This window comes from Streptomyces sp. NRRL S-495 (genome assembly GCF_000966955.1).
Taxonomy (GTDB): Bacteria; Actinomycetota; Actinomycetes; order Streptomycetales; family Streptomycetaceae; genus Kitasatospora; species Kitasatospora purpeofusca.
Genome location: NZ_JZWY01000362.1, coordinates 1 through 2,963, shown reverse-complemented (window position 1 = coordinate 2,963; position 2,963 = coordinate 1). Strand labels below are relative to the sequence as shown.

The 2,963-nt window shown below is 74.4% G+C and carries 4 protein-coding genes, 3 tRNA genes and 1 pseudogene; 4 read left to right on the top strand and 4 right to left on the bottom strand.

The features are described from left to right. Positions 1 to 301: 301 nt before the first annotated feature. The 4 genes from VR45_RS18985 to VR45_RS18970 all read right to left on the bottom strand — a co-directional run bounded on the left by VR45_RS18985 (position 302) and on the right by VR45_RS18970 (position 1,102). A tRNA-Phe gene (locus VR45_RS18985) sits at positions 302 to 378 on the bottom strand. A gap of 27 nt (positions 379 to 405) precedes the next feature. Beyond that, a tRNA-Asp gene (locus VR45_RS18980) sits at positions 406 to 479 on the bottom strand. A gap of 65 nt (positions 480 to 544) precedes the next feature. Beyond that, positions 545 to 617, bottom strand: a tRNA-Glu gene (locus VR45_RS18975). Between the two features lie 143 nt (positions 618 to 760). Then, entirely contained in the window at positions 761 to 1,102 is a 342-nt protein-coding gene (locus tag VR45_RS18970; protein ID WP_045940985.1) for a metallopeptidase family protein, read from the bottom strand. Positions 1,103 to 1,251: 149 nt separating this feature from the next. Between VR45_RS18970 and crcB (VR45_RS18965) the strand changes: the two genes are divergently transcribed. The 4 genes and pseudogenes from crcB (VR45_RS18965) to VR45_RS18950 all read left to right on the top strand — a co-directional run. After that, positions 1,252 to 1,662, top strand: coding sequence for a fluoride efflux transporter CrcB (gene crcB / locus VR45_RS18965; RefSeq protein WP_234326042.1), 411 nt, complete (start codon positions 1,252 to 1,254; stop codon positions 1,660 to 1,662). Between the two features lie 59 nt (positions 1,663 to 1,721). Continuing rightward, complete coding sequence (locus tag VR45_RS18960; RefSeq protein ID WP_199925967.1) at positions 1,722 to 2,102, top strand: DUF190 domain-containing protein; 381 nt, start codon at positions 1,722 to 1,724, stop codon at positions 2,100 to 2,102. Continuing rightward, positions 2,099 to 2,473 carry a fluoride efflux transporter CrcB gene (crcB, locus tag VR45_RS18955; RefSeq protein WP_045940982.1) on the top strand — a complete coding sequence of 125 codons (375 nt, stop codon included), beginning with the start codon at positions 2,099 to 2,101 and terminating at the stop codon, positions 2,471 to 2,473. Before VR45_RS18960 ends, crcB (VR45_RS18955) begins: the two co-directional genes overlap by 4 nt. A gap of 224 nt (positions 2,474 to 2,697) precedes the next feature. Continuing rightward, positions 2,698 to 2,963, top strand: a pseudogene (locus tag VR45_RS18950) (hypothetical protein); the annotation flags it as partial.

Genomic DNA, 2,963 nt, shown 5'->3' with positions numbered 1-2,963 from the left:
GAAGGTCGAGTTCGACGTCACGCAGGGCCAGAAGGGCCCGCAGGCGGAGAACATTCGCCCGCTCTAGTACTTCCCGCTGACCGGCTCTGCCGCTCGGCCCCGGCCCGTACCGCGCATGCGCGGTACGGGCCTTTCGGTTTTCCACGGGCATCGGCCTGCGGCCTCAGGGCCCGTTGGCAGCGGCGTGAGGGGCCGGCCGTCCGTTGTGTCCGTCGGTTGTGCCCGTCGGTGTCGAACGAATCGAACGAATCGAACGACACGAAAAGGCCCCCGCAGCGAATTCGCTGCGGGGGCCTTCTGTTGGTGGCCAGGGCCGGGGTCGAACCGGCGACCTTCCGCTTTTCAGGCGGACGCTCGTACCAACTGAGCTACCTGGCCGTACTGCACCGTCTCTTGCGAGACGAGCGATCCCGACGGGACTTGAACCCGCGACCTCCACCTTGACAGGGTGGCGAGCTAACCAACTGCTCCACGGGACCTAAAGGTGGCGAACCACCCAGGTCTTACTGGGTCTTGCTTCACTGCACTGTACTACGGTACTGCGTGCCCCCAACGGGATTCGAACCCGTGCTACCGCCTTGAAAGGGCGGCGTCCTGGGCCACTAGACGATGAGGGCTTGCGGCCTGTCCCGCCGTTTCCGGCGTTCGGGGACGTCGAGAAGCATATGGGATGTCGGGCCGATCGCCAAAACGGGTTTCGGCCAGGTGGGCGGGCGGGTCGTCCGGGCGGGCCGGCGGGGCGGGCTCCGGGGGTGGGGCTTCAGGACCAGCCGAGCTCGTCGAGCTCGTGGTCGTCGAAGCCGAAGTGGTGGGCGACCTCGTGGATCACCGTGGTGCGGACCTCCTCGACGACCTGCTCGCGGTCCTCGCACAGGCGCAGGGTCGGACCCCGGTAGACGGTGATCCGGTCGGGGAGGACGCCCGCGTACCACTCGCCGCGCTCGGTGAGCGGGGTGCCCTCGTAGAGGCCGAGGAGTTCCGGGTCGGCCGGGTCGGGCTCGTCCTCGACGAAGACGGCGACGTTGTCCATCATCGCGGCGAGCTTCGGCGGGATCAGGTCGAGCGCGTCCGCGACCAGTACCTCGAACTCTTCCGGGGTCATCTCCACCGGATCATTGTCGGGTCTGCGGTGACGGTGTGCCAGGCGGTCTGCGCCGCTCTTCGCCGGTGTTTGATGGGGCCGTGGCGACTTCGGAGGACTTGGTGGCGGACGGTGCCGCGCCCGGCCCGGCGGCGCGGCGACGCCCGCCGGTGCTCCGCGGGCAGGGGCCGGCGGTGGCGGTGGTCGCGGCCGGCGGGGCCCTGGGGGCGGTGGCCAGGTACGGGGCGGGGCTGCTGTGGCCGACCGGCCCGTCGGCCTTCCCGTGGACGACCCTGCTGGTGAACGTGGTGGGGTGCGCCGTGATCGGGGTCTTCCTGGTGGTGATCACCGAGGGGCGTCCGGCCCACCCGCTGCTCCGGCCGTTCTTCGGGACCGGTGTGCTGGGCGGGTTCACGACCTTCTCGACGTACGCGGTGGACTTCCGCCGGCTGGTGGCGGAGGGGCGGCCCGGCCCGGCCGCGGGGTACCTGGCGCTGACGCTGCTGGCAGCGCTGGCTGCGGTCTGGGCGGCCGCCGCGGTGACGCGCGGGCTGCTGCGGCGGACCGGGGTGCGGGCGTGACGGCCGGGGCTGCCGCCGGAGCGCCCGGGGCTGCTGGGGCGCCTGGGGAGGGCGCCCGGCTGGGCGGTCCGGCGCTGCGGCTGACCGTGCTGGTCGGCGAGAACGACCGTCGGCACCACCGCCCGCTGTACAGCGAGATCGTGCACCGGGCGCGGGCCGCCGGGCTGGCCGGGGCGAGCGTGTTCCGGGGGATCGAGGGTTTCGGCGCGTCCTCGCTGGTGCACACGGCGCGGCTGCTGTCGCTGAGCGAGGACCTGCCGGTGGCGGTGGTGATCGTGGACACCGAGGAGCGGGTGCGGGCCTTCCTGCCCGAGCTGGAAGGGCTGCGGCCGGCGGGGCTGGTGACCCTGGAGCGGTGCGAGGTGCTCCGGTACGCGGGGCCCGACGGCGCCGGCGGGCCCGTCGCCGACGGGCCCGGCCCGGGGGAGGGCGCGGCGTGAACTGGCTGCTGGTGGTGCTCGGCGCGACGGTCGGCGCGCCGCTGCGGTACCTGACCGACCGGGCCGTGCAGTCCCGGCACGATTCGGTCTTCCCCTGGGGGACCTTCGCCGTGAACGTGGTCGGCTGCCTGGTCCTCGGGCTGGTGGCCGGGGCGGTGGCGGCCGGTGCCGCCTCCTCGCAGGTCCAACTGCTGCTGGGGACGGGGTTGTGCGGCGCGCTGACCACGTACTCGACGTTCTCGTACGAGACGCTGCGGCTGGTCGAGGGCGGGGCGGGGCGGTACGCCCTGGCGAACGTCCTGGGCAGCGTCGCGGCGGGCCTGGCGGCGGTGTACGCGGGCTCCGGGCTGGCCGGGGCCCTCTGGGGCTGATCCGGCCCTGTGCCCCCGCCCCGGCCCCGTCCGCCGGTCCGCCGTCGAACGCCCGAGCGGTCGAACCCCCGGGCGAACGGGGCCCGCCCGGCGCTCGTTCGAGTGCTCCCGGTGCGTCCACCCGTGTCCGTGCGCCGGGGGCGCGCGTTGGGCACCCGCAAGGGTGGCCGTGCGCGCGTGGTGGGCGGCCCGGGCGGGGCGGGAGAGGGAGCTCGGTGGCGGCGATGCGTGCGATGCGTGCGGTGGCGGAGCGGGAGACGGCGGTGGACCGAGGAGGACCGGTGCGGACCGGAGTGGTCCGGGCGGTGGCGGCCCTGGCGGTGGCCGGGCTGGGGCTGACCGGGTGCATGTCGGTCGGGCCGGGCGCGGACGAGAAGCACCGCACGGTGCCGGTCGGCCAGGCCGGGACGCCGACCAGGCCGGGGCCGACCGCCTCGGCCTCGCCCAGCGGCGGCGGACACCAGGGCGGCGCGGTCGGGCGGTCGGAGCG